15 protein-coding genes are annotated in these 23,569 nt (G+C 57.7%); 8 read left to right on the forward strand and 7 right to left on the reverse strand.

All coding sequences use genetic code 11. The features are described 5' to 3' along the window. Nucleotides 1-82 precede the first annotated feature (82 nt). Together JN403_RS17285 and JN403_RS17290 are read left to right on the forward strand one after the other, a co-directional pair. The gene (locus JN403_RS17285) at nucleotides 83-1,180 is read left to right on the forward strand and encodes a hypothetical protein (RefSeq protein WP_205483425.1); all 1,098 of its coding nucleotides are present in this window, start codon (nucleotides 83-85) and stop codon (nucleotides 1,178-1,180) included. A 114-nt stretch (nucleotides 1,181-1,294) separates the two neighbouring features. Continuing rightward, complete coding sequence (locus JN403_RS17290; protein ID WP_205483427.1) at nucleotides 1,295-2,893, forward strand: LA2681 family HEPN domain-containing protein; 1,599 nt, start codon at nucleotides 1,295-1,297, stop codon at nucleotides 2,891-2,893. A gap of 27 nt (nucleotides 2,894-2,920) precedes the next feature. Here JN403_RS17290 and JN403_RS17295 read toward each other — a convergent pair whose 3' ends face one another. The 4 genes from JN403_RS17295 to JN403_RS17310 all read right to left on the reverse strand — a co-directional run bounded on the left by JN403_RS17295 (nucleotide 2,921) and on the right by JN403_RS17310 (nucleotide 8,561). After that, nucleotides 2,921-4,855 (reverse strand): DUF4209 domain-containing protein, encoded by a 1,935-nt coding sequence (locus tag JN403_RS17295; RefSeq protein ID WP_205483428.1) that lies wholly within the window; start codon nucleotides 4,853-4,855, stop codon nucleotides 2,921-2,923. Between the two features lie 283 nt (nucleotides 4,856-5,138). After that, nucleotides 5,139-6,821: an RNA-directed DNA polymerase gene (locus tag JN403_RS17300; RefSeq protein ID WP_205483429.1), complete on the reverse strand. Its 1,683-nt coding sequence runs from the start codon at nucleotides 6,819-6,821 to the stop codon at nucleotides 5,139-5,141. Nucleotides 6,822-6,911: 90 nt separating this feature from the next. Beyond that, nucleotides 6,912-7,445: a hypothetical protein gene (locus JN403_RS17305; RefSeq protein WP_205483430.1), complete on the reverse strand. Its 534-nt coding sequence runs from the start codon at nucleotides 7,443-7,445 to the stop codon at nucleotides 6,912-6,914. Nucleotides 7,446-7,586: 141 nt separating this feature from the next. Further along, on the reverse strand, nucleotides 7,587-8,561 hold the full coding sequence (locus JN403_RS17310; protein WP_205483431.1) for a phospholipase D family protein: 975 nt from the start codon (nucleotides 8,559-8,561) through the stop codon (nucleotides 7,587-7,589). A gap of 165 nt (nucleotides 8,562-8,726) precedes the next feature. On the opposite strand from JN403_RS17310, the gene JN403_RS17315 reads away from it, so the two are divergent. Beyond that, complete coding sequence (locus JN403_RS17315) at nucleotides 8,727-12,806, forward strand: hypothetical protein (RefSeq protein WP_240356627.1); 4,080 nt, start codon at nucleotides 8,727-8,729, stop codon at nucleotides 12,804-12,806. A gap of 641 nt (nucleotides 12,807-13,447) precedes the next feature. Then, a complete protein-coding gene (locus JN403_RS17320; RefSeq protein WP_205483432.1) occupies nucleotides 13,448-14,092 on the forward strand; it encodes an HNH endonuclease in 645 nt (214 codons plus the stop codon). Between the two features lie 224 nt (nucleotides 14,093-14,316). On the opposite strand, the gene JN403_RS17325 is transcribed toward JN403_RS17320, so the two are convergent. Further along, the gene (locus JN403_RS17325) at nucleotides 14,317-15,567 is read right to left on the reverse strand and encodes an MFS transporter (RefSeq protein ID WP_205483433.1); all 1,251 of its coding nucleotides are present in this window, start codon (nucleotides 15,565-15,567) and stop codon (nucleotides 14,317-14,319) included. A gap of 102 nt (nucleotides 15,568-15,669) precedes the next feature. Here JN403_RS17325 and JN403_RS17330 point away from each other — a divergent pair, with 102 nt between their 5' ends. Continuing rightward, nucleotides 15,670-16,638 carry an AraC family transcriptional regulator gene (locus JN403_RS17330; RefSeq protein WP_205487460.1) on the forward strand — a complete coding sequence of 323 codons (969 nt, stop codon included), beginning with the start codon at nucleotides 15,670-15,672 and terminating at the stop codon, nucleotides 16,636-16,638. Nucleotides 16,639-16,807: 169 nt separating this feature from the next. Here the strand turns inward: JN403_RS17330 and JN403_RS17335 are convergent, their stop codons facing one another. Continuing rightward, nucleotides 16,808-18,925, reverse strand: a complete 2,118-nt coding sequence (locus JN403_RS17335; RefSeq protein ID WP_205483434.1) for a TonB-dependent receptor — start codon at nucleotides 18,923-18,925, stop codon at nucleotides 16,808-16,810. Between the two features lie 489 nt (nucleotides 18,926-19,414). On the opposite strand from JN403_RS17335, the gene JN403_RS17340 reads away from it, so the two are divergent. The 3 genes from JN403_RS17340 to JN403_RS17350 all read left to right on the forward strand — a co-directional run bounded on the left by JN403_RS17340 (nucleotide 19,415) and on the right by JN403_RS17350 (nucleotide 21,447). Next, the gene (locus JN403_RS17340) at nucleotides 19,415-20,233 is read left to right on the forward strand and encodes an energy transducer TonB (RefSeq protein ID WP_205483436.1); all 819 of its coding nucleotides are present in this window, start codon (nucleotides 19,415-19,417) and stop codon (nucleotides 20,231-20,233) included. An 85-nt stretch (nucleotides 20,234-20,318) separates the two neighbouring features. Further along, nucleotides 20,319-21,044, forward strand: a complete 726-nt coding sequence (locus JN403_RS17345; RefSeq protein ID WP_205483438.1) for a MotA/TolQ/ExbB proton channel family protein — start codon at nucleotides 20,319-20,321, stop codon at nucleotides 21,042-21,044. A 1-nt stretch (nucleotide 21,045) separates the two neighbouring features. Then, nucleotides 21,046-21,447, forward strand: a complete 402-nt coding sequence (locus tag JN403_RS17350) for a biopolymer transporter ExbD (protein WP_205483440.1) — start codon at nucleotides 21,046-21,048, stop codon at nucleotides 21,445-21,447. A 232-nt stretch (nucleotides 21,448-21,679) separates the two neighbouring features. Here the strand turns inward: JN403_RS17350 and JN403_RS17355 are convergent, their stop codons facing one another. Then, nucleotides 21,680-23,506, reverse strand: coding sequence for an ABC transporter ATP-binding protein (locus tag JN403_RS17355; protein ID WP_122537055.1), 1,827 nt, complete (start codon nucleotides 23,504-23,506; stop codon nucleotides 21,680-21,682). Between the last annotated feature and the right edge of the window lie 63 nt (nucleotides 23,507-23,569).

The raw sequence follows: 23,569 nt of genomic DNA on the forward strand, positions 1-23,569 counted from the left end.
TTATTGATCTCGTGAGGGGGTGGCCCGATGAGGGATCACTTCTCCACGTTGCGTCGGGGGCGGCTCTCCGGAGATCTTGCCGGTGGATACAACCCAGGGTCAGTCATGGGTCATCGACTTGTCGATGCTGGTCGAGCTTGCGACGCTCGGAGTACTCGATGTTCTGGAGCTATTTCCTCGGCTGTACGTGACCACCGCTACCAAACAACTGCTGGATGCGAAGTTGGAAACTCTAGTCGGCTACCGCAAGAGCGGCACGCTCTTTTCTCGCGACGGGCAGCTCGGCATGCAAGAGCAAACTGAGGAGGCCTGGCGTGAGGAGCGTCAGTTTTTCGAATCAATTGGGGAAACTATCAAAGCCTTCAGCCAGGTGGTACCAGCATACGGGCCACCTGAGCAATCTGAGCAACTGCAGATGCTCAAGGACATCTTGGGCCACGAAGACTATGCAGTCCTGCTCGCGTGCCAGGAGCATGGCGCAGGACTTCTGTCATTGGATGCCAGGCTGCGCGACATTGCGAGCTTGATAGGTGTCGATGGCGCAACAGTTCAGATGGTGCTGCATGAAGCGTTACGGAAGGACAGCTTGGCGCCAGACGAGTACTCACGTGCCGTCATGCGGCTGGTCATGGCAAGGCGCAGCTTTGTTTCGGTTCGAGCTGTAGATCTCATCGTCATGATGAGTCAGGGAGAGGCATTCGCCAACCTCGGCATCAACCGCCTGCGCAACTATCTTGCTGAGTCGCAGTTGGCGTTTCGGACAGCGGTACCAGTCATCGTGGACTTCGTGTGTGGAATGTTCATGCAGCACCGCTGCAGCCTTGGCGTGATGCTTCAGTTGATTGAGTACAGCTTTGAGCCATTATTCAGGCATCCACACCGCCAGGAACATTTCTGCCAATCAGCGCTTAAGCAGATCTTCCTCAAATTCCACAGGTTCAGAATCAGCCCCAGGGCGCGTCGAGCTATTGAGCGAAGTATGCAGGTGGCTGAACAGCGAGCCGAGCGCCCATGCAAACATGTGAAGCTGGACGCGGAAATTATCTATGGCTACGTAGCACCGTTTTGGTCGGCCGTCGCCCCCTCAACACTGGATGCTATCCACGCACTTCCCCAGCGCGCGGTGCCTGCACTGGCTTCAGATGGGCAACAAACAGCCGAGCGTCACCAGGGCGTTTAGCTACGATCGCAAGGGCCCTAACTTAGGTGTAGGCCTGATTCAAAGAAATCAATTGCGATCAGCCGAATCAATGGGAACCCCTAAGCTCAATCGCAATTAGACAGCGGTGACGCCATGACGCAAGATTTTCACCAACGATTTACACAGCAGGGATATGTGCCTAAGGCGGAAGATCGACATCATTTGCTGCGGGCGCTCAGAGCGTTGATTGGGACTGGCGGGCCCTCCTCTCGATTTCGGCGCATTTTCGAATCGCTGATCGATGCAGCCGGTGACGCAAAAGATGAGGTTGTACTGCGGGAAGCCATCGGGTTCGTCGATGCGATTCTACGGGCATGCTCGGAAGACGACGCGTGCCTTGTTCTCTATTCGACTTCGAACGCTTGGGCGGAGCTCAGACGTGCCGAGGCAAAGCCAGAGAATGCAGAAAACCTCGACCACCCTGCTCTACTCAAAGAGCTTTATTTTCTGCATGCGGCGATCCAGCACCCAGGCTTCAAATTGCTGACCCCGGGGCTTCGTGCTCGCGTCTACTGCAACCTCGGCAACGCGCTCAGTGCATGCGGTCGACTCATCGAGGCTTTCGCCGAATGGCGCAATGCTTTGGATGAGATTCCTATCCATGGCATGGCACTTGGTAATCTCGGCATTGGTTTGGTTACTTACGGGCTCGCGCTTTATGATCCTGACCACACCTTTTGGTTTTTCGTTCATGGGCGGCGCAGCTTGGAGTCGGCCATCGCAGGTGGGGTCGGACGTGACGGGGCAACTTATCCCGAGGCCATTGAGTACTTCAAACGGTATCAAGCGTGGGTGGCCGATCAAGTCGACGATGAGAGCGACTCTGAGCTGCTGGAGCACAGTCTTGGACGTTCCAAAGAAGAACGTCGGTATCGTCAGTGGTGCCTGGATGCCCAGCTCTTTCTGAATCCCATGAATGACCTGGGCGCTCTTCCGGTCGCGAGTTACGACGTGTTGAGGCTACCCAACCATAACGCCCAGGTAGGGATCACCTACCTGGGTTTTTACAACCAGCTCAAGCAGGAATACGGCTACGCCCGGCACTGTTTTTACCAAGGAGAACACTCCCAGTCGCTGCATTTAGCTGACAAGGGTATGGCGCTCGCTCTCAATTACGACTACGCCTTGTACGGAATGGGACTGGAGCAAATCAAGACCGCCTTCCGAAGTGCCTACTCGCTTATGGACAAGGTTGCGTACTTCGTCAATTCGTATTGGAAGCTCGGCATACCTGAGCATGCTGTGAACTTCAGGACACTGTGGTTCAAACCTGCCGCGCACGGGACTCCGCGGTTTATCCGGGATGAGCTCAAGACCACCAAAAACACTCCCTTGCGAGCCCTATACTGGGTATCGCAGGACATTCACTCCAAGGTGCTCAAAGACGTCGCTCGACCCGACGCGCAGGCGTTAGATCAACTGAGAAATCACCTCGAACACAAGTACGCCAAGATCGTCGATGAATTCCATTGGATTGGAACGCCATCTGAGCACACGACCGACCATTTGGCGTTTGTGATCGATCGAGAGGACATTGTAGCCAAGACCCTCCTGCTCCTGAAGCTTTCCCGTGCGGCCCTCATCTACCTGTGTCTTGCCATGCATTACCAGGAGAGCCAAGCTGAGAAAGATGTTGAGTCGTTGATTGTCGAGTTGCCAGTGGATGATTATCCAGATGACCTCAAGACATGACACGACGCGAGCACTAGGGCCACAGCGTCATGCTTTCTCGCCCTCACCTTCGCCCGATAGGTCGGTATCGGTATCGGTATCGGTATCGGTATCGGTATTGGCACTCTGCTGTAACGCCTCGCTCTGCGCCAGCTGTCCCCAATAAGACATCGCTACCCACTTAAGCGTGAACCACCATGCGTACACGACGCTCACCGAGTAGAAATCGCCGTCGTCGATCAAGCCGTGGGCGAAGTCATTCCTCAGATTCGGCCCGAAAGAACTGCAAAACAGGGCTTTGAGCTCAAACACGACGTCTTGGCCAAACACCTTGTCTACACCCGCAACATCCAACAACGTGCTGAGGCCGTTCTCGTTCACGACGTCATTGCGATCGGTGTTGGAAGTGTTCAGCCCAGCAGCCTTCATGTGGTACCGAACGATATTTTCCACTTGAGGTATCAGGAAATGTACCGCCATTCCAAACTCACCGACTGTCCCCCAATACAGACCCTTGCCGACCATGGCCACGCGCTCGGGCGGCACAAGTGCGGAAGCCTTGGCCAGGCCAATCAGATCGTGTTCCTTGAAACCGTGCTCACGCTGCAGTAGTCGGAGTCCGGGAAGGATCAAGCCATGAACTGTCAGGTCTCGTATGAACTCGTGGCCCTTCACCATTTCTGCCCAGATTCGTTCTTCGTTCGACTCCGCCGGTATCGAGCCCATGGACATCCTGGCTGCCTTGGCTATAACCCTCCCCGTCCTATCGATATGGGTCAAGCAATCTAAAGCACTCAAGATTCCAGCCTTCAGCGTTCGCATGGCCCCTTCGCGCGCCTCCCTGATGCTTGCGAAAGGATGCAGGGTGGTGAAGGTGCGTAACGCGTCAATGCCATCCTTTCCGGAGATTTGTTCCAAGGCCATGTTGACCATTTTCGTGATGTCCACGGGTGGACTTGAAACCACAACCATCTTTTCGACAGTAAGACTGCCTGCCTCCGCAATCTGATTGCGAAGATGTTCATAGACGCCCGCAATACCTAGCTCGTTGCGAAACTTTTGCGGCACTAGTCGATAGATCTGAAGGGCCTTCGCGAGATGGTTCATCGCGATGAGGGGCTGCGCATTACTACCATCATTCCTGACTTGAGCCTCATTCTCCCAGGTCTGCGCGACGGCAATCACCATGCGAGCTGCCATGATCTGATTCTTGGCAAGGCGGTAGGCGTCCGACGCGAGCTCGAAGCAGTGCCGAGCCCTGAACAGCTCACCGTTGCGCTCGAATGCTTGACCCGCTCGCTCTAGTTTCTCAGGAAGATCCGCAGCCAGGGCATGGGCAAGGCGGTGCTCTAGAACAGTCTCAGCGAGGTGCGCTAGAAGCGAAGATGGCGTTTGGAATTCATGCTCCAGCGCGTTGAAAAGGACGTCAGTAAGCTGCTCGACAGCAGCTCTCCCGCCGTTGCCTAAACTTTTGGCAAGCATGAGGGCTCGCTCCCAACATTCTTGTCCGCCACTGCACCAGAGATCGTCGGTCAGCGAAGCCGTCTGATAACCCTCAATCGCGGACAGCGCATAGTTCACCCTGTTCCTATCGGGATTTAGCCAGAGGATTTCCGCCAGGCGGGCTTTTATCAGACCCGTTTCGAGATCATCGATCAGCAGTTTTGAGAACTCGTACTCGTCGGCCGTCAGGTCAGAAATATCGAACGAGCGCCTGTCAGGAAACACTGCGAACGGCCTCAAGGGTTCCTGATGATTCGAGGGATTGAGCATCATGGAGCAGAGGTCGGACAGGAGCCAGAGCACGCGCGCTTTTTCGTGGTCACTTGCCTGCATCTGTATGCGGGCACCGTCCGCTAGCACGCGCGAGATATCGTGGTAGCTGGGGCGGCTGTCACGCAGCAGCGTGCTCAACTCCAATGACCTGAATGCTTCAATCGTAAGAGGCGTGGCGTCCGGGTACCGATAGTATTCTTCAGGCACTGCAGATCCTCAGGTGGTTCGAAGTTCAGGTGTTAAAGCCGATCATACTAGCCCGCGGAGGTGCATGACTGGCCCCAGTGAGGTGCGCGTCCTGCACCGAGCCGCGCCGGATGCGAGACACCTGCTGATCACCCCGATCCGCCGCCTGCAACCCTTGGCGACAATGCCCGACATTAGGTCTAGCGTTGTGGCAATGTCTACTCTGCACGACCAACCCGCCGACCGCGGGCTCGACCGAAGCAAGCGATGGCGTTGTCCTGCATGTCGAGCAACTATGCGACCTTCAGTCGCCTGCATTCACTACTGGGCCGACGTGCGCCATGTCTTCGTCCTCAGCCTCGGGGGCGGTCGAATCAAAGTACTCTTCGTCCATATTGTCGAACTCGAATTCACTGTCGATCTCATCATCCGAGTCGAAATCAACGGCCTGCGCCGCGTCAACCTTAAGCTGGAATATCGGAGGTAGTCGGGCTTCTTTGTCGTAAAAGCTGATGTCCGCATCCAGCAGTGCCTCGAAGCACGGATCGGCTTTTATGAACGCGACATTTGAATTTCTGAGCCACTTCCGGCGGCCTCCTTCATAGGCCAGCAACCAGTTATTCCCCTTGAGCGCCTGCACTGTGACAGGTAGGCCTGGCAGAGCCGCAAGATTCACGTCACCGTCGACCAAGTCGGAGTGAATCAGATCTAGTGCGATGAGCGAGCAAACCGAGTTCTCCATCTGAAGCACCTCAAGGATCAGCGGTGCATCGAGGTGGATGCCGAGCTCCTTGCAAAGCCACAGGAGCCAGGCGGTCTCACTGTGGTGATTCGCCGCGGCGGCTGACCCCAAAAGGTTTCGGCTGAAGGCGCCCAGTGCGCTCATGTTCAACGGGTAATCGTATAGATGGTAAGTCGCAAGAATTTGGGTAATGACCTGCAGGGTGTTCGGGAATCCATACCCGCATTTAAGGATGTAAGCTTCGGCGATCGCCCAGTTGGATTGCTTTACGATGGTGGAGGACAGCTGCTTGAGGCCATATTTGACCAAGCTCTCGTCCTTGAACCTTGATTCAAGCGAGAACAACATCTCGAAGTAGTGGTGGATGTCGTCTTTCTGTTGACGCTTTCTCGCTGAGACGGTCAGCTTCTTCAGACTGTATTTCCAGGATTCCTGGACGAGCTCTCGCACCTCGACGATCTTCGTCTTGGAGGCATTGATCTGGAGCTCGTAGGCACTGACGCATTTGATGATGATCGCCAGCGCCTTCTCGGCCTCCTCCCGTTTATTGAAGAAGAAAGTGAAGTCGTCGACATAGCGAAATCCCTTCGGCCATTCACCTAACTCGGCGCGGATGGCCTCATCAATCGACACTCCGATGATCTCCGCAATGATGTGGGAGGTGTCGGGGCCGATTGGCAAACCAATCGTTTGGCCATCCTGTGTCCCCATGCAACGGCCATCGAGGATATTGCCAAAAAATTCGGCTGTCTTTTTAGTCTTGTTCGCTTTCGCAACCGGCTTGGTGTGCAACGCCCACGGAATGGTGTGGGTATACACCGTGGGGAAATAGCTCGATATGTCGGTGACCAGCGCGTAGCGCGACCCTGCCGATTGGCACACCCGCGCCTCATACAAGTCGCTGAACTTTGTCAGTTTGATTGCTCTGAGGCTACCGTCGGTGCCGGGGATGCTGCGAGAGATTTTGCTTTTATCGTAATGCGCCTGGATCTGAGGCCAATACTCACAGATGTCCTTGGCCAATGCATAGAAACTGACGGGATTGGGAATCGAGGTGGTTCGCCTGCTGTAGGACGATCTTGCGACCGAGAATTTCTCAGCCTGAGATGCGCCAGCCTGTTTTCCCGTCGCTGCGTCCCATACAGCCTTGATCTGCTCGATCTTGTCGGCGAGTGGCTTGGTGCCGAATCCAACCGGTAGCTGGATCGGGAAATATCCTTTGGCAAGCAGATCCTGCAACTGCATAACGTTCCTTCGCTTTGTATGTGTGGCTGATCATGTGTTCTTGGCGTATGCGGCACACTGACACCGCCGTACTACGGCGCCAAGCCCTGACTAAGCGTATTGAGGTCTAACGAGAGGTGAAGGTGTTGCGTTCAGAACGATGGACAAGCAGTACGTGGCCGTCCTGAGGTTCGCGACCTGGTCGTTGAGTGTTTCGAGCGACTTGAGGCCATGGAAGAGGTTGTTTCGCAGTCTGTAGATAATGATGAGCGTAGCGAGGAGCACATCATTTGGTTCATCGTTCTTCCCCAGCAGAACACTTTCTACCAGAGGCCTGCGATCTCGGGCACGAAACTCCAGCCTGTCGAATCTGGGCAGTATGCCCTCTTCACTCGTATACCGAGATCGCCAGAAGGCCAAGCATCCGCAAACCTTCTGATGTTGCTCGGCACTCGGTCGATAACGATCCGCAACGCTTTCGAAGGCGGGAACATTCCCCTCATTGCGGCACAAATTACCCTCGAAAAAATTCCACATCGTAGTGAAGTCTGCGATGGAATGCTGAGTCTCCGGGGTAAGCCGCGAGCCGCCCGCGGTGTTATCGGAGAACCACTGTGCGGCGTTGAACTCGGCGGGAACAGCCATGGATAAATTCCTTTTAATATCGAACGTGAAATTCGAGTGGTCTCGTAGATCCATCACACGAGCTGCTGTCGTATGCGCCAAATAGCCTGTCGATTGCGCCACTGCCTAGAGAGCAATGCTTAGGGTTTCAGATGTAGCAAGCTACTTGATGTTGTGCTTGCTGACCACCTCGCCAGCCCAATAGTGATACGCATCGTTGCCATCTCCCCTGCTCTGTGCAGCAAGCTTGTTCAGGAACTCCCACACCCGATTGCTGAGGCCTAAGTCACCGGAGCGATCAAGAAACACTCTCGGATCATCCACCTGAATGGTTCCCTTTGGGGTTTTCAGTCGCGCCAAGGGCTCTGCACCACTTTGTGCCCAAAGGACATTCGCCGCCTGGCCCGCAGCTTTCCGGTTTGCCCCCTTGGATTGAGGGTCACCATGTCGGCGAGCCGGTATACCCATCAAATCGTCGTATAGCGCCTGGAATGTGCGGGATGCCATCGTCATCGCGTCCGACTCAAACGAGCACTCTAAGCGCTGGGCAAACAGTTGCAATTCATATAACCGATGCGTTGTCGCAGCCCCCAGTTCGCCCTTTATCTTGAGGTCTGCCAGTGGGCCAGACTTACGGTACGGGCCTTCTGAGAGCGCTTCTTTTTCCCAGCGTGCTGTCGCATCGGCGATGTCGGCATCTTCGACCGGGCTCGCCATTTCCCAGAGAGCGTCAAACCAAGACCAAGCTTTCTTGGCTGCCATATTGCTGGGTTCGAGGAAGACACCGGCTTCCCGCCATTCGCCTATGGAAGTCGTAATCCCAAGGGCTGCTTCTGACAAATTGGATGAGCCCAAGAACGAGCCTTGATCAGACACCACTACCTTGGCGTGCAAGGAATCAAGATAGCGGACGCTGACATTGGCATTCGACCGTATTTTCTCGATCACATGGGGGTTCGTGCCTGGGTGGCCCAGGTTGCAGATGATCTTGCCGCTACCATGTCTGGGAATGAGGGTTTCGGCGCCTTTTCCCCAAAATGCGACTGCAATGCCGTAATCGTCTTCAGCGTTGTGGATCAAGCGCTTGATCGTGTCCAAAATTTCATTGGTATCTGAAAGGAAGGTCGTGCGTTCCATCTACTGAATCCCTTGTTGAACATTCGCTGGGCACAACTCTAGGTGATCAGCCTGCTATGCGTCGCTCAGGTCTGTCCACTCTGCGTGCTAGAAAACCCGTTATGATCACCTCTGAATTCGAGATCGCCGAGTCCAAACGTCGCACCAGCAGGGAGCTGTTCGATCATGCCATCCGCCCACTACTTTCCTCGCAAACTGCACCTCCAACTGAGCGATGGTGAGGATCGTTTGCGGACTTTAGACGAAGACGACCTGCTTGCGATTCAGGGCGCGAAAGTCATTCTCGGTGAGCCTGGAATGGGTAAGAGTCAGCTGATTGAAGAGTTGGGACGGCGTTTGAACGTCAAGGTGATTTCAGCGCGCAGGTTCATGGCTAGCGACAACCCAAGCCGCTTCGTCACCCCAGGAAAACTTCTGATGATCGATGGCTTGGACGAGGCTGCAGCGGTTCGTGATGGCCATGCCGTTGATCTCGTGTTTGGCAAGCTGGACGACGCAGGGTGTCCGGATTTCATCATTTGCTGCCGATCGAGGGAATGGCAATCACGCAGCGAAGTAGCCCTTAAAAAGATCTACGGTGCTGAGCCAAGCATCCTCATACTTGATCCATTCTCACGCTGGGAAGCCGACCAGTTTCTTCGTCAGCGATATCCGCAGATTGATGTGGATCATGTCCTAGAGCACCTCGCTGATCAGGGGCTTACCGAGCTCTATCAGAGCCCCCTCACACTCGATCTCATGGGGCAGGTAGCTAGTGCTGATGCGGCCCTTCCGTCTACCCGGGCAGGATTGTTCGAGCGCGTTTGCACCCTCCTCTGGCCGGAACATGACACGGATCGAGCCCATGAGGCGCTCGGACAGCTGTCGATGGCACAGGCTCTATCGGCTGCCGGTGCGGTCAGTGCCGGATTGATCCTGGCCGGGGCAGATGCGATAAGCCTTGCTAACCCTGGCCAAGTGCTGGATGGCGATATCCGGCTTGCCGAATTGACTGATCTGCCAGAGGCGGGGGCAGCACGAGCCGTATTCTCGTCCAAGTTGTTTTTGACGGTGGGGCCTGGTCGCGCGAAGCCCGTCCACCGAGTATTGGCTGAGTATCTCGGAGCACGATGGCTGGCGGATCGCGCCAGGACGACGCGTATTCAAAAACGGTTGCTTGCCCAGTTCCAACACGGTGACAGCGTACCCGCGAACCTGCGAGGCCTTCATGCTTGGCTAGCCTTCCACAGCGCACCGATGGCAGGAACCATCATCGATGCGGATCCTTACGGCGTCCTGCGCTATGGTGAAACCTCCCAATTTACCGCCGAGCAAGCACACCGGCTTCTCAACGCCCTCGATCAGCTTTCAGCCCGCGACCCCTTTTTCAGATCACGAGACGGTGGCAGCCATCGAGCGGCCGGATTGATGCATGTGGATCTGAAAACCAGGATCGAACAGATCATTGCGGCTGAGAATGGCAACGCGCAGCTGCGCTCGCTCTTGATCGAGGGGCTTGTCGATACCCCGCTAGTAGTAGAGCTGCACCCCGTTCTGGAACAGGTCATTTTCTCACCCAGATACCACTATCGGGATCGAGAAAACGCTGCCCGAGCGATGACGAGAAGCCGTGACCATGACTTCTGGCGCAACACCATCGTGTCGCTGCAGGCAGCATGTACGGAAGCATCGTTTACGTTAGCGCAGTTCGTTATCGAGGAAATTGACTGCGATGTTCCTGACGTCATCCTGGTCAGCAATATCCTTGCATGTTCGGGGCTTTTGGTTTGCCCAGCTAACCAAGATCACCAGCAGCTCAGCATTGCTCTTGATGGCCCTCAGATCCTTCTGCGGCTGGATGCAACCAAGCTTGTCGCGGTGCTCAATCTAATGACCGAACATGTTGTAGATGTGCAGATTGGTGACGGTGTGAACCCCGGGCCTGTCATCGATTTCATCGGGTTACTCATAGCCTCCGCTATCACTGAGAAAATCGTCCAACCTCAAGACGCGGCACTGGTGTGGAGGTGGCTTTCTACGCGAGGACTGCGAGATCAGTACGGCACCGAGGAGCAAAGAATGCTCAGCGAAGTGCTCAATGAGCATCACACGCTGCGTCGAGCTGTTCAGCAGCACGTGCTGTTCGCTATGGACGTGCAGAGATCGGTCTGGGAACGGCATTGTGATCTTGAAGAATGTTTACTCGGCCTTCGAGAGCATAAGGACGATCTGACTTGGTTTCTTGAGCAGCATGCCACCCAAGACATTGCCGACCCGAAAGCCCGAGAAGCATGGCGCGACTTAATGCTTGTTCCAGCAAGCAGGCCTGCGTTCAGCGAAAAAGTGAGAGCTGCCAGCCGCCTCTTTCAGCGTAATGACGCAGAGCTGGAAGCCTACATCTACAACCTGGAACACCCGCCAAAGCCGGACTATCAGGTCAGACGGGAGGAAAAAGATGCGCGGTTGGCCGCAGAATTCCAAGCGCAGTATGCGCGTGAACGTGAGAAGTACCTCCAGAATCTTTCCTCCCTTTTGAGCGGAGAGCTTAGGGAAATATTGCCTGCTGCAAGTTTCTACCTTGGACACCGCTACGTCTACGGCAAGGCTGTCGCCGGCGAAACGGCGCTTGTTCAATGGCTGGGCCAAGACCTTGCCGAAGTCGCACTGCATGGGTTCGAGGCGGTTCTCCATCGCGATAACCTACCGTCACTCGCCGACGTAGCGCAAAGCGTTGCAAAAAGTCCTATCTGGAATTATTGCTTCCCCATCCTGGCTGGCTTGCTGGTCAGGTTGAGAGGCGGACGTGACTTCACCGCCATCCCTGAGCCTGTCATCCAGGTGGGGCTAGCTGTCTGCTTGCACAACCAGCTTAACCTGGCAGTCGACGATCTTGGCTCGCTGCGCCGTCAACTTGAGCTGCGCCTGTTTGGTGCTGAGGATGAGGGCAGCGAGTCATCAGGCGATTCCCGTCGGAGCGCGTTTATCAGCGGCTGCCTTGAGCCCAGTGTCGCCGCAGGCAACGCCCACATTGCTGCCTTGCACATTCTTTTCTCAGAGCTCCCCTGGCGTGCAAGTGCAATGGAGTTGGCTGCCAAGTGGGTGTCAGAGCATACGAGCATGGCGGAAAGCGTGGAGGCTGCCCTTCTCTACCACCTCATTGATTCAGACCAGGCGGGCGAACTGGCCGCTATTGCCCGGGCGCGTGCTGTGGGAGAATTTGGAAGCGAGACCCGGATGCTCAGATGGAGAGCGATTGATTTTCTGATCCGTTTCCAAGAGGTGGAGCATGAGCTGGTCGGCCTCAGCGTTTCGCATCCGCAATTTCTATGGGCAATCATTAACTGCTTGCCTACCAAGCGCCCGGGGCTAACCCCGGTACTCGACACTGAACGCACGAAGTGGATCATCGAGCATTTTCGATGTGCCTGGCCGCGCCACACTATGCCAAGATCGAGCGATGGCAGCCAAGCCCCCTATGAAGCCTCGGCATTCATGTTGTCGATGATCGGTGCGCTCGCCCGTGACACCCGCGCGCCGGCGATTGAAGCCCTGCGAGAGCTGATCGCGCAGCCCGCGGACAGCTACAGCCTGGATCTGTTGCACATGGCTGCAGAGCAGGGTCAGAAACGAATCGAAGAACAATCCGAACCCCTGCAGCCAGAAGCTTTGATGGCGCTGCTCGTCGACGACCCTCCAAGCAGTATCGGTGACCTTCGAGCGCTCGTCCTACACGAACTTTCGGTGATCCAGCAAAGGCTGTCGGGCGATGATCTCGATCTGGTCAGCATGTTCTGGAATGACTCAGGGTTGCCCTACATCGAGAACACATGTCGTGATCGGCTAGCAATGATACTGAGTGCCGAAATGCGTCATTACGGAATTCAGATGTTGACTGAAGTAGACATGCCGAAGTCGAAACGCGCTGACTTCGCATTCATCTGTGGTGACCTGCAGTTGCCCATGGAGGTTAAGGGGCAGTGGCATGACGAAGTTTGGGAAGGAGCCCAGACCCAACTGCAGGAGAAATACCTGATCGACTGGCGCTCCCAAGGCTGTGGGATTTACTGCGTGTTGTGGTTTGGGTCGCTGGCATCCAGTTCGGGTAAAGGACTGCAAGCTCCACCTCCGAGCATCACTACCCCAAGTACAACCTGCGATATGGGCATGGCACTGACTCAATCCCTACCAGAAGCATCCAGACCTCACATTGACGTGGTTGTCATGGATTTCACGGCCGGAAGAACGTTAGCGACTCTTTGCACCTGATGCTCGGGGGTGATCATCCGAGCGACGTGGCAATATCAGTAAAGCTGCTCCGCACGGCACTCAGACGTCATAAGAGCAACCTGTTGCTCTATGGGCTCACCGTCTTTGCAACCGCTGCCACATGCCATACGGGGTTGGGCAGTCCCGCATGACGATCAGGACCGATCAGACATTGAGTGCGGTTGTATGGCCGTCGAAGTGGATGGGTGGACGATCACTTTTTACAAGGAGGCTGGCGGTTTGCGTTTCTGCGAGAGCTGTTACAGTCCAGACGGCCGTGCCTAGACGTTCACATCGAGGCAGCCATACAGCACGAATCCCGTCGAGCTGCTGAGCGTTTGGGAGCATCAAGCGCTTCAGCGATTGCTTGCCGCGGCGTGAAGAGAGCCCGACGCATGTCGGTGTCGGCGGTTATTTCCCGGCTTAGTCCTGCGTGAGATGTCTGCACACAGGTCAACATCCCATTAGACATAGGATTGCTAAAATTGATAAACCAAGCCCAGCGTGCTTTTGATGCCTGGAACGTGTTGGTCGATTGCGCTAGAAATCGTCGCACGATCTCATACGGAGAATTAGCAAGCGCCATTGGAATACACCATCGCCCCATCCGGTGTGTGCTTGGATTGATCCAGGAGCATTGCTTGGTTGAGAAGCTCCAGCCGTTGACGATTCTAGTCACTGACAGGAAAGGGGTCATTGGTGCAGGCTTTTCGGCATATGACCTCAGCCGGCGCCAGGAAGGCCAGGAGGCAGTGTTCGAATTTCCATGGCAGACGATTGATAATCCTTTTACCTTCGCCGCCGACGGAAACCGATATGACAGTCTGATAGTGGATCTTTCGAATGATCCGAGCACTTCCGGCGATGTCATGCGGTTGGTGAAATCGCGGGGCATGGCTCAAGTCATGTTCAGAGATGCGTTGCTGCGGTGTTACGAGTTTAGCTGTGCATTCACCGGAACCACCTTTGTGGAGGCCTTGGAGGCATGCCACATCGTTCCTTGGGCGGTTTGTGAGCCAGAAGAGCGTTTGGATGTGCGAAACGGGATTCTGCTCAACAGCCTCCACCATTCACTCTTCGACAAAGACTGGATCACCATCGATTTAGAATACCGCATCCACTTTTCCGATCCAGAGATGACCGCAGAGCCATACACTGCTTTCGACAAACTGATATCCGTCGAACTGCATGGCCAGAAGATGCGCTTGCCGAAAAATCTGAAATTGGCACCAAGTGCGGACTTCATCCAAAGACACCATAGCGACCGTGGATGGGATCTGCCTTAGCTGCACTGATGACCGCGCCCCATCCATACAAGGCCCGAGCCAGCCTGGCGTTGGCGGCTGGCATCAGGTCGCCGTGTAGCCGGGGGATGTGCTCGGGGCCGATGCCTCCGTTGCCGCCAACGAGGCCTGCGCCCTGCTCCACCCATCGTCGGGCCCAACCCAGACAGGCATCGGAACCGAGATCCTAGCGGTAGTACAACCGCGAGGTAGTTTGGCGCCCCGGATCAAAGGTGAAGCGCGGGTTTGGGCTCGCGATCGCCCTGGACAGAAGGAACGCGAACGCGCAGCGCAATCATCAACGCAGCCAGCAGCATCAGCACGGCTGCCGCGACGAATACGCCTGCACTGCCACCGAGGTTGAACATTGCGCCGCCCGCAGCGGCGCCGGTGGCAATGGCTGACTGCACAGATGCTACGACCATGCCTCCGGCGCTTTCCGCCTGATCAGGGACCGCGCTGGCGACCCAGTTAGACCACGCCACCGGCACACCACCAAAGCCCAAGCCCCAGATCGCCAGCAGTACCGCCTGCCCCGGCACCGAGGCCGGCAACAGTACCAACGCCAGCGCTGCAACGCCGACCAGCGCGGGCATGAGCACCAGGGTGGCCAGTGGGTTTCGTTCCAGCAACTTACCGGCCAACAGCGTGCCGACGAAATTCGCCGCACCGAACCCCAGCAACATCAGTGACAGCCCTTGGGGGCCGATGCCGGTCGTCCCTTCAAGGAACGGCCGCACGTAGGTGAACATCGCGAAGTGCCCGCTGTGCACGAGCACGCAACCGAACATGCCCATGGCGATGCCCGGACGCCGCAACACCTCGTAAATGGTGCGAAGTCTGGCTGGCCGGCGCGGCGCGAGCTGCGGAAGCGTGAACGACTGAAAAGCCAGGGTCACCATGCCTACCGCCGCCGCTGCAAAGAACGCGCTGCGCCAGCCATACAGCCCACCCAGGTAGCTGCCCAGCGGCACCGCCACTACCGTGCCGATGGCAATGCCGCTGAAAATGATCGACAGCGCCCGAGGCAACAACGCACTCGGCACCAGTCGCATCGCCACTGCCGCCGCCATGCTCCAGAACCCGCCAAGGGCGATGCCCAGCAAAATGCGCATCAATAACAGCACCACGAAGCTGGAGGATACGGCGACCAACAAGTTGGAGGCGACCATCAACGTTGAAAAACTCAGCAACACCCAACGTCGGTCGATGCTGCGGGTCAGGCCTGGCACCAGCAGCCCGGCGAACAGCGCCACCACGGCTGTCACTGTTACCGCCTGGCCAGCCAGCGCTTCAGACACGCCCAGGTCGGTCGCCATCAGCGTCAACAAGCTGGCCGGAAGGTACTCGGCGGTCAATAACCCGAACACGCCCATCGCCAACGAGAAGACGGCCATCCACGCGGGTGTCGCAGGCGCCACGTCCGCGCCGATGCCCGGCTGGGGGTCGGATGCGGCGTTACATACACAGTCAGTCATTTGCAGGATCTCCCGATCGTCATTGGGAGACAGAGTCTAGGCGCCGAAAACCGGATGATCTATGATCCTCGGTCTCAACCTTTTGACCGAAACACCTGAATGATGCCTGCAGATCAGTTTGCTCTCTCCTCCGACCTCATCAACGAACTGCTGCGTGGCATGCGCCTGCGCGGCGTCGAGTACCGTCGTATCCAGACGGGTCCTGCCTTCGGTCTGGGTTTCGCGGAAACACCCGGGCACGCCTGGTTCCACTTCCTGGCCGTCGGTCATGCAGTGCTGCAAATGGAGGACGGCAGCACCTACGCGCTGTCTGCCGGCAACGCCGTGTTCATCTCCCATGGCGCGGCCCATCGGCTGCTTTCCCATACGGACGCGCCTGTTCAAGACATCGATCGTCTGGATGGTGCTCCCTTGGGTGACACCGTCAGTGCAGTGGATACCGGAACCGATGCCAGCGCCACGCCGAGCACCCTTTTGTTCAGTGGTTGCATGGAGTTCGAACTGGGCAGCATCCATGGCCTTGGCCGGCTGATGCCGGGCCTGATGGTGATTGATGCCGGCGGCCAGCGTTACCCCGGGCTGGTGCCGATACTGAGCACCATGGAGCGCGAGGTCAGTGCGGCCCGTGTCGGCTTCGCCGGTATCCTCGCACGCTTGGCTGACGTGGTGGCTGCCATGATCGTCCGCGGCTGGGTCGAGTGCGCCTGCGGAAATGCCTCTGGCCTCGTTGCCGCCTTGCGTGATCCACGCGTGGCCGGTGCACTGCTGGCGGTTCATCAACAACCGGGACGCGAGTGGACCGTCGCGCAGTTGGCAGAGCGCTGCAATACCTCGCGCTCGGTTTTCGCGGACCGCTTCCAGGTCACGATCGGCATGACGCCGCTGCGCTACGTCACTGAATTGCGAATGCGCCTGGCGAGCCAGTGGCTGAGCCTCGAAGGGCTGCCGATTGAAGAGGTGGCACAACGTCTGGGCTACACCTCCCAGGCTGCGTTCAGTCGTGCGTTCAAGCGCGTTACGGGCAAAACACCTGGATTGAGTCGCAAGGTGAAACGGCCCGCGATGGCTTGAACCCCGAGCGCCCATTGCGGCGCCGCGCTGGCCACACAATCAATTACGCCTGATCTGATTCAACAAGGTGACGAGTCCCCTTCCCTCTGATGCGTAACGTTCCGCTGCTACATATGAAGCAACGGAATTTCCTGGCAAGCCTTTCTGAAGGTCAACCTGACCGGCGCATCTAGAAGCGGTACGACACGCCAGTGGTCACGTTGATCGGATCGCCCGGATAGAAGTTTGCCGAGTCCTCGCCCTTGGCATCGTAGGCCGTGTTGGACGCCGTCGCGTAACGCTCGTTGGTCAGGTTGCGGGCGTCGACGAAGACCTCCCACTGGCGGTTCGGCGCCTCGTAACCGAATTTGGCGCCCCACAGGGTGTACGACGGTGCGCCCAGCGAGTTGGCAAAGTCGACGTAGTAACTCGATGCCGAGCGCGCATTCAACTGCGCATAGAAGCCTGCGGCCTGGCGGTATTCAAGCTCGGCCTGATAGACCTGACGCGGCAGGCCGGGCAGCTCGTTGTCACCAAAGGTGGCGTCGTGGCGGTAGTGGAAATCGTTGTAGGTGAAGGCCTGGCGCAGGGTCACGGTGTCGCCGCCCTGTCCTTCCCACAACAACGCGTTGAGTCCCGCTTCGATCCCTTGGTGAAGGGTTGCGCTGCCGTTGGAGGTCGCCACCAGCTGATCCTGGGTGGCGGTGGCCTGGCGCACCACGACAGAGAGCAATTCTTTCTGCACCCACGACCGGTACAGCGTCAGGCTGCCATCGAAAATCCCATGGCCACCGCGAATCCCGAACTCTACGGTGTTGGCTTTTTGCGGGCGTACGTCGCGCAGGTAAGGTGTGCCGGTGCTGCCCAGTTGCCAGGTAACCGGCGGATCGATGGAGCGGCTGACGTTGCCGAACAGCTCGAATTCCGGTGTCAGCGCGTAGCGCAGGCCGATACGGGGCGCGACGTCACGCTCTTCGTATTCCACGCTATTGGGAAACGCCGTGGTGTTGACCCCGGTGGTGTATTCGATGTCGGCTTTGCGCTTGATGTCGATGAACGACAGCCCCGAGGACAGCCACAGGTCATCGGTCAGCTGCAGCTCGTTGCCCAGGGAGAACACGGTGTCGCGCGAGCCGGTGTAGTTGGCTTCCTGCTGCTTGATTTTCGTCGCCTTGCTATGGGATTTCACGTCGGCGAGGTAAGCGCGCGTGGTGCTGAAGGTCACGGTGCTGTCGCTGTTCAGGCCCAGAAAAGTGTCGCCGGTGCGCAGGTAGCGCAGGGTCAGGTTGATGTCCTTGGAGCGCCAGTCCTGGGGCGTAGCCGAGTAACGCCAGCCGTTGTAGAGCGGATAGTCGTTGTAGCCCAGTCCGACTTCAAGCCTGGCGTTGTCGTCGAAGGTGTAAGTGGTCTTGCTGCCCAGCAGTGTGGTGCCGTCCTTCTTGCGACCGAACGGTACAGCGTTGCTGGTGGGGTCGTGCTTGATCTGGTACTTGGTCAGCGTGTTGCCCTGGCTCAGGGTCTCCTCCCGGTAACGCAGAAAGAAACGCGTCTCCAGTTTCGGATTAAAGACATAGCCGAAGTTGGCGACGATGCCCTGCCCTTTGTTTGCAGTATCGTCCTGATAACCGTCCCGTTCGTTGTGCTGCAGGCTGACGTAATAATCGGCATTGCCCTCGACGCCTCCGGTACTCAACACCTGTTTGCGATAGCCGTAACTCCCGGCTTCGAAGCGCGCGTAATTGCCGGGATCGGTGCGTCCGGTCTTGCTGACAAAGTTGATCGCGCCGCCCAGGGACAACGCCGAATAGTTAAACGCATTGGCGCCGTACAGCACTTCCGTGTGATCGACCCCGGCCATGTCGAGCATGTCTTCCTGCGTACCGCCGGGCCCGGTGAGCGGCAAACCGTCGAAGAGGAATTTTATGCCCAGTACATAGCCTTGATAAAACGTGTTCAGGCCTGAACCACGAATCGAAATCTTGTTGGCGGCTGAACCGCTGGTGGCCTGGGCAAAGACACCCGGTTGCAGCGCCAGTACATCCTCGGCATTGGAGGCACGGCCTTTTTCAATTTCGTGGTTGTCGATGACCGCCGTCTTGCCCGGCACCTTCGCCAATTGTCTTTCGGCTTTCTGCGCCTCACTGGCCTGAGTGCCGGTCACGGTCACGGTGGAAAGTCGAGGGGCCTGGGCATTCGGGTCATCAGCGGCGAGTGAAGTGCCGTGGACCAGCATCAGCAATACGCCCAGGCTGGAAGCCGTGGCCAGTGAATCAAAACGCAGAGCGCTTACATCAAACTTCTGCAGCATCGGGATACTTGCTCCAATGGGTCATAGACAGGGGAGCATCTATTCGTATAGTTGCGCTCTCGAGACACTTAGCAGAGTTCGTGCCACCGGTTATTTGGCTGTTTTCAGTGCGGCTTTATTAAGTAACCCCGTAACGCAACGGGCATTTTGTGTTTCCACTGTCGGATCAACAACAGTTGCCAGGAAGCGCGCATCCCCCCACAACCCTCTGAATAGACACCTGCCCTGTTTCTGATATAGCTGAAAAGCAGCTGCTCATAACAGCGACTGTTTGCCTGCCAACAGCTCAACGACAAAACGTGTATTCCTCATACTTTCATGCCAGCCCGCCGTGGAAAAAATGCCCGGTTTGCAGGTGTTCACTAATTGGTATGGCTCTTGCTCTAGTCTCGGGTGTGACATCAAAGGCATGCGGAGAATCTCTTCCGTCACCTGCCGTTAATAACGGAACCCGAGTTCCGGTTTTGTTAAACATCCAGGAGTAAATCAATGGCCAATGCCCAAACAGCGAGCGCACTGGATGTGCTCTGGCGCCAGGCGCCGGGCGGCGAGTTGCTCGACCTGGGTCGGGTCTATCGAGGGCCTTTGGCGCTGTCGAGGCTGCACACCACGCCCGGGCGCATCCTGAGTCGCCGCGAAGCGGTACTGCTCGGTGTCTTCGCGCTGGTGCTGCATGGTGCTGTCATCTATTGGGTCAACAGTTCATCGACGCCGCCGTTGCCTGTCGTGCCGCCGGAAATCCCGCCGATGACCATCGAGTTTTCCCAGCCCGCGCCGCCGGTTGTTGAACCACCACCGCCCGCCCCCATCCCTGAGCCCGCCGTTGAGCCGCCACCGCCGGTCGAGGACGAGCTGGCCGTGAAGCCGGCGCCGCCCAAGCCGGTCCCGAAGCCGACCCCTAAGCCAAAACCAGTGGTCAAGCCGGTGCCCAGGCCGGTGGCCAAACCTGTGGAGCCGTCGCCGCCACTTGCGCCACCACCGCCGGTCGCTGCCCCGGCTCCGCCTGCACCACCGGCGCCCGCCCCCGTGACACCGGCCTCGGCCAACGCCGGCTATCTGCACAATCCGGCCCCGGAATACCCGGCCCTGGCCATGCGCCGCAATTGGCAAGGTACCGTTTTGCTGCGCGTGCACGTGCTGGCCACCGGCAAGCCCGGCGAGATCCAGATTCAGAAAAGCAGCGGTCGCGATCAGCTCGACGACGCGGCGCTGGCCGCCGTCAAGCGCTGGAGTTTTGCGCCAGCCAAACAGGGCAACAACCCGGTCGATGGCTGGGTCAGCGTGCCGATCGATTTCAAATTGCAATAAACCCTGATTTCGCTTCACCACACTGCGGGCTACCTGACCAAAGGCGCATCGCTACACGATTTGAACGCCTTGTTGGAGTACTCACATGAACCTTATCGCTTCGCCTTTCGAATCCATTGAACACGCGGTCATCTGGCTGCTGATCGTTTTTTCCGTTGCCACCTGGGGACTGGCCCTGCTCAAGGGTGTTCAGTTCGCCCGGCTCAAGGGGCAAGACAAGAAATTCCACAAGCAGTTCTGGGCCGCATCCAGCCTGGATTCCGCGGCGGAACTGGCACAGACCCAACCAGGCGCGGCAGCCCGTGTCGCCCTGGCAGGCTACGCCGCAATTCAGGTGGCGGAAGGCGGTCAGGCCGCTGACCTGAGCCAGGCGATCAATCATCAGGACCGTCTGGAACGCGCGCTGCGCCAGCAGATTGTCCGTGAACGCCGCTCGCTGGAAACCGGCCTTGCGATTCTGGCCAGTATCGGCAGCACCTCGCCCTTCATCGGCCTGTTCGGTACGGTCTGGGGCATCATGTCGGCGCTCAAGGGCATTAGCGCTGCAGGTTCGGCAAGCCTTGAAACAGTCGCCGGGCCGATCGGTGCCGCGCTGGTGGCCACAGGCGTGGGTATCGCCGTGGCCGTGCCGGCGGTGCTGGTTTACAACTATTACCTGCGCCGCCTGAAGCTGACCGCCGCTGACCTGGACGACTTCGCCCATGACTTCTACAGCCTGGCGCAGAAACATGCGTTCCGCGTGCTGCTGCATCCGGTGCTGAACAAGTCGGGCGCTACTGCCACAGCCCAGAAAGTGAAGGAGGCGTCCTGAAATGGCTTTCTCAACCCAGGATAGCGATGAAGTGCTGAGCGAGATCAACGTCACGCCGTTGGTGGACGTGATGCTGGTGCTGTTGGTGGTGTTCATCGTCACAGCGCCCCTGTTGACCAACTCGATCCCGATCAACCTGCCCAAGACCGAATCCGTCGCACCGGTGGAGCAGAAGGATCCATTGGTGGTGAGCATCGACGACAAGGGCAAGCTGTTCATCAACAAAGACGAGATCCAGCCGGATCTGCTGGAAACCAACCTCAAGGCCGCCAAGGACAAGAACGTCGACGTGCGCGTGCAACTGCAAGCCGACAACGGCGTGAATTACGGCGAAGTGGCGCGAGCGATGGCATCGATTGAAAAGGCCGGGATTACCAAGTTGTCAGTGATCACCGCGAAATAGATGATCGGACCCTGGATGGACCTGTGCGAGTGAGCTCGCTCACAAAAGCGCCAGTACAGACGATGCTATAGATCGCCTGTACTGGCGCACTGGTGAGCACACTCACTCCCATCAAACAAAAAATAGTTCTCTGATTTCGTTACACCATTCAACAAACCTTTACCAAGTCCAGCCCGGTTCTGAGGCAACGATGCGGTGTGCGTTACCCACCGCATCGCTGCAACCGCCCCCGTCAGACCGCCTCCTGCTGCAATGCATCGCTGAACTGGCGATTCCACAACCGCGCATATTGCCCGCCCAGCAGCAAGAGCTGTTGATGGTTGCCGTCCTCGATCACCCTGCCCTTGTCGAACACCAGAATCCGGTCCAGATGCGCGACCGTCGAGAGACGGTGCGCCACCACCAACACGGTTTTGTCTTCCATGATTTCGTCCAGCTTGTCCTGAATGAAGCGTTCGGTAATCGAGTCCAGACTCGACGTGGCTTCATCCATCACCAGGATCGGTGCGTTCTTGAGCAGTACCCGTGCGATGGCGATGCGCTGACGCTGGCCACCCGAGAGCTTGACCCCGCGTTCGCCCACCAGCGACTCGTCACCGTGTTCCATGCTGTCGATGAACTCGCTGGCGCCCGCGCGATGAATCGCTTCGGCCACCTCCTCCATCGACGCATCCAGACGACCGTAGTGAATGTTTTCGCGAATGCTGCGGTGGAAGAGCCCCGGCTCCTGGGGAATCAGGCCGATTTGCTGATGCAACGAGTGCTGCGTGACATTGCGCACGTCCACGCCATCGATCAGCACCCCGCCCTTCTGCACGTCGTACAGCCGCAGCAGCAGACTCAACAGGGTTGATTTGCCCGAACCCGAAGCGCCCACCAGACCGACTTTCTGCCCCGCCGGAATGACGATGTTCAAGTGCTCGAAGATCGGCTGGTCGGTGCCATAGCTGAAACCGACGTCACGAAATTCGAGATCTCCGCGCTTGACCTGCAGCGCCTTGGCACCCGGTCGGTCGATGACCTCATGGGGCCGAATCAAGGTGTGCACCCCGTTCGAAATGTTGCCGGTGGCTTCGAAAAATTCGAGAAAGCGACGGGACAGATTGCCCACATCGCTGATGATCAGCAGCGACAGGCTGGTGGCCATGACGAACGCGGCAATGTCGATGCGATGACTGCGCCACAGGTACAGCGCCAGCATCAACAGGCCCAGTTTCAGCAACACCCCGCAGCTGGTCTGGAACCACCGGATCTTCTCCATGTAGCCCAGCGAGCGATAGGCCGCGGCGACCTCCTTGTCCAGAAACGTGCCCAGGTAGTTGTGCTCGAACGCGTGCCGGGCGAACAGGCGGATGTTGGCCAGGTTCGACACCGCATCCACCACCTTGCCGGAACTGATGCTGCGCGCGGCCGAGTACTGCTGAGCCAGCGGGTGGCTGCGACGCGCCAGCAGGTAACACACGGCGATGAACAACGCCGACCAACCCGCCATGAACACCGCCAGCAGGGGTGAGGCCGTCCACAACAGCACCGTCGCCAGGCTCAGCGTCACCAGCAAGGGAATCAGATCAAACAGCAAGATGCTCAGCGTCTGGTTTACTCCCATCGCGACCTCGGAGACGCGGTGCGCCAGGGCGCCGGCAAACTCGTTGCTGATGAACCGATGGGAGTGCTGCTGCAAGTAGGCAAACACCACGTGGGTCACCGTCCGGCGCTGCAACGGCAGTACGTGAATGTGGCACCCGGCCGCCGCGCGGGTGAACAGCACCTCGCACACCAGCAGCAAGGCAAAGGCCGTCAACGGCCAGCGCAACACCTCGAAGGCGTGTTCGGCGTCCAGCCCGTTACTGACCGTGCGAGTGATTTGCCCCAGCCCCCATGGAATCAGGATCGAGCACACCACTGCCGCGATTTGCAGCAGCAGAATCGCGACGTACCAGCCCTTGAAGTTGCCAATGAAAAATCGGACGAAGGCCGCCGGCGTGGACGGCAGATGTTCCACCCTCCAGCTGAGTAACCGGCGATCACGGGGTGCAAAGGGTGAGAAAGATGAGCTCATGACAGATAGCATTCCTGAATGACGCCTGTGGCCGCGCAGCTTTCAGGCAAAAATGGGTGATGG

It is taken from the genome of Pseudomonas sp. 15A4 (genome assembly GCF_016925575.1).
GTDB lineage: Bacteria > Pseudomonadota > Gammaproteobacteria > Pseudomonadales > Pseudomonadaceae > Aquipseudomonas.

Bases quoted from the DNA above. Each gene is read 5' to 3' on its own strand.
- JN403_RS17355 (WP_122537055.1), bottom strand. From the start codon at position 23,506: ATGAGCTCATCTTTCTCACCCTTTGCACCCCGTGATCGCCGGTTACTC.
- JN403_RS17315 (WP_240356627.1), top strand. From the start codon at position 8,727: ATGCCATCCGCCCACTACTTTCCTCGCAAACTGCACCTCCAACTGAGC.
- JN403_RS17325 (WP_205483433.1), bottom strand. From the start codon at position 15,567: ATGACTGACTGTGTATGTAACGCCGCATCCGACCCCCAGCCGGGCATC.
- JN403_RS17330 (WP_205487460.1), top strand. From the start codon at position 15,670: ATGCCTGCAGATCAGTTTGCTCTCTCCTCCGACCTCATCAACGAACTG.
- JN403_RS17305 (WP_205483430.1), bottom strand. From the start codon at position 7,445: ATGGCTGTTCCCGCCGAGTTCAACGCCGCACAGTGGTTCTCCGATAAC.
- JN403_RS17335 (WP_205483434.1), bottom strand. From the start codon at position 18,925: ATGCTGCAGAAGTTTGATGTAAGCGCTCTGCGTTTTGATTCACTGGCC.
- JN403_RS17300 (WP_205483429.1), bottom strand. From the start codon at position 6,821: ATGCAGTTGCAGGATCTGCTTGCCAAAGGATATTTCCCGATCCAGCTA.
- JN403_RS17345 (WP_205483438.1), top strand. From the start codon at position 20,319: ATGAACCTTATCGCTTCGCCTTTCGAATCCATTGAACACGCGGTCATC.
- JN403_RS17290 (WP_205483427.1), top strand. From the start codon at position 1,295: ATGACGCAAGATTTTCACCAACGATTTACACAGCAGGGATATGTGCCT.
- JN403_RS17310 (WP_205483431.1), bottom strand. From the start codon at position 8,561: ATGGAACGCACGACCTTCCTTTCAGATACCAATGAAATTTTGGACACG.
- JN403_RS17350 (WP_205483440.1), top strand. From the start codon at position 21,046: ATGGCTTTCTCAACCCAGGATAGCGATGAAGTGCTGAGCGAGATCAAC.
- JN403_RS17340 (WP_205483436.1), top strand. From the start codon at position 19,415: ATGGCCAATGCCCAAACAGCGAGCGCACTGGATGTGCTCTGGCGCCAG.